The organism is Protofrankia symbiont of Coriaria myrtifolia (assembly GCF_900634755.1).
Classification (GTDB): Bacteria; Actinomycetota; Actinomycetes; order Frankiales; family Frankiaceae; genus Protofrankia; species Protofrankia coriariae.
In genome coordinates, this window is the sequence record NZ_CAAAFS010000106.1 from 1 (window position 1) to 7,190 (window position 7,190).

Below are 7,190 nucleotides of genomic sequence, written 5' to 3' on the forward strand. Positions count from 1 at the left end.
GGGCTGTGGGCGGGACGATGGTGACGGGCGGGACCGGGGGCGCGACGCCGGCCCCGGGTGTGGCACCGGTACCGGGCGCGATCGGAGGCGCGGTTGTGGCCCCGGGCATGACGGGCATCCCAGGCATGGTGGTGGATGCGGGCGTGCCGGCCTCGACGGGTCTCGCTTCCAGGGCATCCAGGGCCGCTTGGGCACGCTGCCGCCTGACAACTGGATCCGGGGCCTGCTCGTCGTCATCCGGCTGTGGGGACATGCCGGTGACGGCCACGACCGTCGGGCACGGCCAGAGCCGGTCACAGCTCACGCACAGATCGAACTCGTTCGCCTGATGGAGGTCGAGCAGCGTGAGCAGGGACCCGATGTGCGCCATCATCTTCGGACCAGCCAGGACAGGCCCGTTGGAAATCATGCGAAGTTCTGAGCGCAACCGGTTGCAGTAGCGCTCGACCTCATCCGTCCGCTGATCCTCCATCGATGCCAGCATGCACCATCACCCGGTGGGAAGTGCTACCGGTACCGTCCTTGAGTGACCATTTTGATCGTCACACTACCTTTTGTAGCTTTACCTGTCTACTCTGTTACCATATGTTGCTTCTGTCACCAGAAGTCGGATGTTGCCGGCGATGGCAGGGTAGCGGCGGCTGGACGGCAACATGATCCGGATGGTGGCCGTTGCCACCGGGTCGCCCGGCGGTCCGATCACCTGGCCAGGCGGCAACCAGCTGCCTGGTCGCGGGGTGGCCAGTGCGCTGCCGACTGCCAGCCGCCCGTGCACTGGCCGCCTCGCAGCCACTCGCCGGCTGTCGCTGACCAGTCGTCTGGTCGCCAGCCGCACGGGCGGTCGAGCGACCGCCCGTGATGTTCATCCCCGTTCGGGGCGGACCTCGTCCGGACGGCGGACCTGGCGCATCAGGCCCTCCTGGAGACGGGCGAACTCCTCGACGTACGGGCTGTCGACCTGGCCGGGCACGCCCGGGCCACCCGGGACCGGCTCCTTGATGCCGCCCTGGATGGCGCCCGCCTGCCGGTCGAAGACCGGCTCGAATCCGGCGAACTGCCCACCGGCGCCGCCGGGGCCGAGGCGTTCTCCCTGCCCGTCGAAACTGGGGTAGTGGGTGGCGACGGCGGTCGGCGGCGCGCCACCGCGTTCACCCTGCCCGTCGTAGCCGCCCGAGAACGAGGGCAGGTTCGGCGGGCCGCCCGGGCCGGGACGTTCGCTGGGGGTTTCGAACGACGGGTAGTGGGCGCCGTTGCCGCCCGGGCCGCGCTCGTCGGCGGGCGGGTCGTACCCGAACGACGAGCCGTTGGACGACGGCTGGGCCGCGCCGATGGCCGGGACGTTCGAGCGGCCGGCTGGTTCGCCGCCCAGTTCGGGCTCGCCCGGTCCGAACGCGTCCGCTGGCGGGTAGATCCGTGCCGACAGGCTGACCGACAGCGGGTCGTTACCGTAGGTGATTACGTCTACCGGGTCGTCCGCCCCGATGCCGCAGTTGCGGGCCAGGTCGACGAACCGGAAAAGATCAGCCCAGCGCAGGTCGTCAAGGTCCACACTGATTCGCAAAGCCATCGTCGTGCCTCATCTCACGGTTCCAGCGTGCCGACCCAACCATTGCCTGACCCTGCCTGACCCATTGCCCGTGCCCGACCCATCATCTGGGTCACTGCCTGGGCCACCGCCTGACCACTGCCTGGCCCGCTGTTGCCTTCGCCTTCGCCTTCGGTGCCGCGACTGCCGGACGACGTGGAGCTCTCCGGCGGTGGCCCGGCGCCGGTTCGCCGGCCCGGCAACAGCGAGAGGCCGACGATGGGCGGGAGCTTATACCCCGTTGGGGGTGCATTCCCCATCCGGGGAGGTTTGTGCGTTTGTACCGGGAATCCGCGGTCCGTGGGTTGTCGCGGGGTGTTGACCTGGCTCGGGCAGGCTCGGGTGAGCCTCGGACGGACTCGGATGGACTTGGGCGGACTTGGGCGGACTCGGATGGACAACGCCATCGTCCACCATTGTAGGACGGTGCCGCCCGGGCGGGTAGTGTCCGGCGTGTGAGTGTTGCTTCCGGCGGTGTCAACGGTATGGCTGGCGTTGGCGGCATGGCTGGTGTGGACATGCGTGCCGGATCGTTGCCGATCAGACTTCTTCATGATCGGGTCCTTGTCGCTCCCCGTGAGGACTCGGCCGACCGCCGCTCGAAGGCCGGGATCGTCATTCCCGCCACGGCACAGATGGGTAAGCGACTGTCCTGGGCGGACGTGGTCGCGGTGGGTACGGCTGTACGTACCATTCAGGTGAGCGACCGGGTGCTCTACGATCCGGAGGAACGGGCCGAGGTCGAGCTGCACGGCACGACCTATGTGCTTCTGCGCGAGCGGGATGTGCACGCGGTGGCCGCTGAGCGCCTCGATGACGGTCTGACCGGCCTGTACCTGTAGAGCTGTACCTGTAGAGCTGTACCTGTAGAGCTGTACCTGTAGAGCTGTACCTGTAGAGCTGTACCTGTAGAGCTGTACCTGTACAGTGGTCCGTCCGTGGGGGCCTGCCCCTACGGCGACGGCCAGGAACCGGGCATCCGGCCGGTGGGCCGGTAGCGCCGGGTGAGCTTGGGCGCCCACATGTCGATCTGGCTACGGGTCGTTCCGTCCCGGTGATTCCATGATCACTATTCTCTGACTCGGCCCATCCCGGCCGGAGTGGAGCGATCATGTCTGTTCGCGCGCCGGGCCGCGGGCCACGACGGCGGCGATCGACGGGGAGCGGATCGACGGGGAGCGGCAGGGGTCGGCGGGGACGGTCCGGGTGGATCCGGTAAGGCCTACCAGATCGGGTTCCCCGAGATGTCCGGACTCGACCGGGTCGGCGTTATCGGCCCGTCTGCCGGAAATACCACCGCGCTATACCGGAATGCGACGAGAAGATGGATGTGTCGGGTCTGACATCGAGGCGAACACGTGATGCCTGGCCTGTGGCCGCGCGGAACCGTATTGTACGCGTCGGTCGAGGGAGATCCGTTGTCCTGTATCGACCACGCAGGGATGTAGACAAACCTCGTCGGCTGTGCCCGCGTCGGAGTCGTTGCGTATTGTAGCCGCTCGATCCTGTTCGGGTACGTGCCTGGACGGGTACTGACATGCGGCTGTGCATCGCGTCTCGCGCGCACGGCTGATCGCAACCGTAGGGAACGACTGGAACCGTAAGGAAGGAGACTCGATGGCTCGTGACTTCGACGCCCGGCGGGGCACTGACGTCGAGGATGACGAACTCCAGGAGCAGAGCCTGGAGACGCTGAAGGCGCAGCGGGCCGGAGCCGCGGCCGATCTCGGAGACGATGTCGACGCCCTCGAGGCGGAGCTGGATCTTCCGGACGCCGAGGTGCGTGACGAGGAGCTGTCCCTGCGGGTGCTGCCGAGACAGGCTGACGAGTTCACCTGTACGAGCTGTTTCCTCGTCCACCATCGCAGCCAGCTCGCGGACGCGCGTCGCGCGGTCTGCGCGGACTGCGCCGCCTAGCGCCGGCCATCGGAGAAGATCGACGCGGGCTTGTCGCTGGGTACGCCCGCAAGGGTCAAGAAGCGTACCCAACGACAAACTCGTCTGGATCATGCTTCGTACGGACGGGGCTGCGGGCGGTGCCCGTGTCGGCCGGTGTTCGTCGGAAGCGCTTCGACGGACACCGGCCGGGGCGCCTGATCTGGTTTTGCGCACGCCTGACGGCGCCGGCGGATTCGGCCGGCGCCGTCAGGCGTGCGATCATGATCTTTTCGGTCGGCGGGCCCGCGGGATGCGCGGCTGCGCACCCTGCCACCGCGGGCTGGGAGCCGGCCTGAGAGGCCCAGCTCCCCGGTCTCGGAGCTGGGCCTACAACAGACGGGCCAGCAGGCAGGCCAAACAGGCAGACACCGTCCGTCAACGGGCGGACGCCGGCTACGGGCCCGGTTCCCGCGCTCCCCGGTAGCGGGCGGGTCGCTGTCGGGGGTGCCGCCGGGGGATGCCGGTGCGTACGTGGAGCCCACGTGACATTTCCGGTCTTCGTGTCCTGGCGGGCATGACGCCGTCAGGCGCGTCGTGGCCCGGTCGCGGCTGGCCCCTTTTCGACGGGTTCGTGGGTGTCTGGTCAGCGGTCTCGTCTTGCCCATAACCGCTCGTCGCGATACCACTACGTTGCGCGCCTGGTCGGTTGGGGGTTGTGACATGGTTGACGGTAAGGTGTCCGCGGCCGTTACTTCTTACCCGGATACATCCGCCGCGAGGGTGCCCCTCGTCATCGCGCGGACGAACGCGCCGCCGCTGCCCGCCATCCACGTCCCGCGCATCCGCCTCTGGGAGGCTATCGACCGGGGCGTGCGCGGCGGGGTCACGGTGATCAGCGGGCCGGCGGGTTCCGGCAAGACCGTCCTCGCCGCATCCTGGGCCGCCGCCGGCCGCTGGGCGGGGCCGGTCGCCTGGCTGTCGGTGGACGCCGACGCAACCACCGAGCTGTGGTTCCATCTGCTGTGCGCGCTGGAACGCGGGGGTGCCATCCCGGCGGGGGCCGGGGCGCTGCGCTGCGGGTCGGCAGCACCCAGATCGGCCGTTGCCGCCGCGGCTGCCGGTGGCCGCGGCGCCGCCACCGCGGCGGTCGACGGGACATCGCCACTCGTCGGCGATACCGGGCCCGTCCGGCCCATTGGGCCTGCCGGACCCACCGAACCCGTTGGAGCTGCCGGATCCATCGGGCCCGGTGGCTCGGGATGGTTCTGGCGGGAGCTGGCCAATGCCCTCACCGAGCTGCCCACGCCGGTCGTACTGATCATTGACGACGTGCATCTGATCGCCGATCCGGTCGTGGTCGCCGGGCTCGAGCTGCTGGCGGCCTGCGCCGGGCCGACGCTGCGGCTCGTGCTCTGCTCGCGTTACCCGGTCCTCGCGCTGCACCGGCTGCGCCTCGACGGCCGGCTGGTCGAGATCGGCCCCGCCGACCTCGCCTTCACCGCGGGGGAGACATCCGCGTTGCTGCGCGCCCACAGCGTCGAGCTGTCCGATGCCGGCCGGGACCAGCTGCTGGAGCGTACCGAGGGCTGGGCCGCGGGCCTGCGGCTGTGGGCCGCCCGCGCCCCCTTCGCCGGCGCGGGCCAGGCGTCCGCCGCCGGCGAAGGGGGCGCCGGGTGGCCGGGCGGTGCCGACGGTGCCGATGGTGGCGGTGCCGAAGGCGGTGATGCCACCACGGCCGTCGCGCATCCCGGCCGTGAGGTCGCCGAATACCTCGGTGCGGAGGTCCTCGACGGCCAGCCGTGGGCGGTCCGCCGTCTGCTGCTGCGCGCCAGCGTGCTCGACCGGCTGACCGGCCCGCTGCTCGACGTCGTCGCCGCCGAGCCCGGCGGGACGGCCGCGGCGCTCACTCCGGTCGCCGGCGCCGTCGGGCGGGACACCCCGGCCGTGGACGGGCGGGTGCTGCTGGCGGACCTGGCCCGGACCAACTCGTTCGTGATCGGTATCGACGGCGACGACACCTGGTACCGCTTCCACCGGCTGCTCGCCGAGACCCTGCACGCCGATCTCGTGCGGGAGGCTCGGGAGGACGAGCCCGAGCTGCACCTGCGCGCCGCCATGTGGTTTGCCGACCACGGGGACCTCGCCGCCGCCGTGCGGCACGCCTGCCGTGCCGGCGACTGGCGCTACGCCGCCTGCCTGCTCGTCGAGAGCGGTCTCGGGGTGCTTCCCAGGCCGGATGCCCCGGGCATGGACGTCGACCGGGTCGGCATGCTGGTGGACGCCTTCCCCGCCGGATCGGTCGACCAGTCGGCCGAGTGCGCCCTTGTCGTGGCAGCCCGCCACCTGCGGGCCGGCGCCGCCGAGCCCGCGGCCGGCTGCCTGGACGCCGCGCGGGCCGGGGTGACCAGCCTGCCGGCGAAACGCAGACGTCTGGTAGCGACCGCCGCGGACCTCCTGGAGATCCGGCGCGCCGAACTGCGGGCGGACACCGACGGAATGCTCAACTACGCCCGCCGGCTGCTGCGCGCCGGCCAGCGTCCGCACGACGCGTCCGAGTGCCATGATCCTGACCAGTGGCGGGGCTACCCCGCGGCACGGGCTGTCGCGCTTGCCGCCCGGGGGCGCGCCGATCTGTGGCGCGGCCGGCCGGACAGCGCCTCCGAGACCCTGCGGACGGCGCTGCGGCTGGCCGGGGAGACCGGCATGGACGACGTGGAACTGTCCTGCCTGGGCAGCCTCGCGCTGCTGCACGCCTGGCGCGGACGGCTGCGCCAGGCCCGGGCGTGGGCCGACGCGGCGGTGGACGCCGGCCGGGGCCGGCTGGCCGGCGGCGGCGGTCCGGTCGGCCCTGGCGGCGGTCTGGCCGGTACTGACGGTCTGGTCGGCACCGATGGTCTGGTCGGCACCGATGGTGACCGGTTCCGGCCGGGCCGGATCGCCGGGCTCGCCGACGCCCGTCTCGCGATGGCCATCGTGGCCTACCACAGCGATGAGCTCGCCGCCGCCCGCCAGCACATCCAGGAGGCGGACGGATACTGTCGGCGGTGGCCGCAGCCGGTGACCGCCGAACTGCTCGTCCTGCTCGACGCGGCCATCCTGGCCCGGCAGGGGGAGGTCCGGGCCGCCCGGCGGCTGCTGGCCATCCACCGTCCGGCCGGGCTGCCCGACGTCTGCCTACGCGCACGACTGGCCACCGAAGGCGATCTTCTTGTTGCGGCGGGTAATCCCGACGCGGCGCTGACCCTGCTGCGACGCGGGATCGCCGACCATCGTCCCGACCCGGTCGAGGTGCTCACCCTGGTGCGCATCCACCTTGCCCGGGCGGACGCGTCCGCGGCCACGACGATGCTCGCTCCGCTGCTGCGGGCCGACACCGGCTTCGGCATTGGCAGCCTCACCGCGGCCTGCGTGCTGGACGCGGTGGCGGCGGACCGCGGCGGGGACGTGGCGCGGGCGACCGCCTCCCTGGCCCGCGCACTGGCACTGGCCGAGGACGAAGGTGCGTTGCGTCCGTTCGTGGACGCGGGAGAAGCGATCATCAGGCTGCTGCGGGCGCATCCCGGGCTGCGGGCGGCCCATCCCGCGTTGGTGGGCCGACTGCTCGACCGGGCCGGGCGTGCCAGCCACGCCACATCCACCACATCCACTGGGTCGCCTGGATCGTCGAGGACCGCGGGGTCCGCGGCGGTCGCTGGGCCCGAGGGGGCCGGGGCGCCCGGGGCCGGGC

4 protein-coding genes and 1 pseudogene are annotated in these 7,190 nt (G+C 71.4%); 3 read left to right on the plus strand and 2 right to left on the minus strand.

The features are described from left to right. Both CM1CMNOD_RS05910 and CM1CMNOD_RS05915 read right to left on the minus strand, forming a co-directional pair. Positions 1–484 (minus strand): annotated as a pseudogene (locus tag CM1CMNOD_RS05910) (hypothetical protein); the annotation flags it as partial. A 378-nt stretch (positions 485–862) separates the two neighbouring features. After that, the gene (locus tag CM1CMNOD_RS05915) at positions 863–1,567 is read right to left on the minus strand and encodes a hypothetical protein (protein ID WP_013872767.1); all 705 of its coding nucleotides are present in this window, start codon (positions 1,565–1,567) and stop codon (positions 863–865) included. 473 nt (positions 1,568–2,040) lie between these two features. On the opposite strand from CM1CMNOD_RS05915, the gene CM1CMNOD_RS05920 reads away from it, so the two are divergent. The 3 genes from CM1CMNOD_RS05920 to CM1CMNOD_RS05930 all read left to right on the plus strand — a co-directional run. Beyond that, positions 2,041–2,427, plus strand: a complete 387-nt coding sequence (locus CM1CMNOD_RS05920; protein ID WP_043603102.1) for a GroES family chaperonin — start codon at positions 2,041–2,043, stop codon at positions 2,425–2,427. A 775-nt stretch (positions 2,428–3,202) separates the two neighbouring features. Beyond that, entirely contained in the window at positions 3,203–3,502 is a 300-nt protein-coding gene (locus tag CM1CMNOD_RS05925; protein WP_013872769.1) for a DUF4193 family protein, read from the plus strand. Positions 3,503–4,183: 681 nt separating this feature from the next. Next, positions 4,184–7,190, plus strand: a 3,007-nt coding sequence (locus tag CM1CMNOD_RS05930) for an AAA family ATPase (RefSeq protein ID WP_207387466.1), incomplete at its 3' end; no start/stop codon positions are given.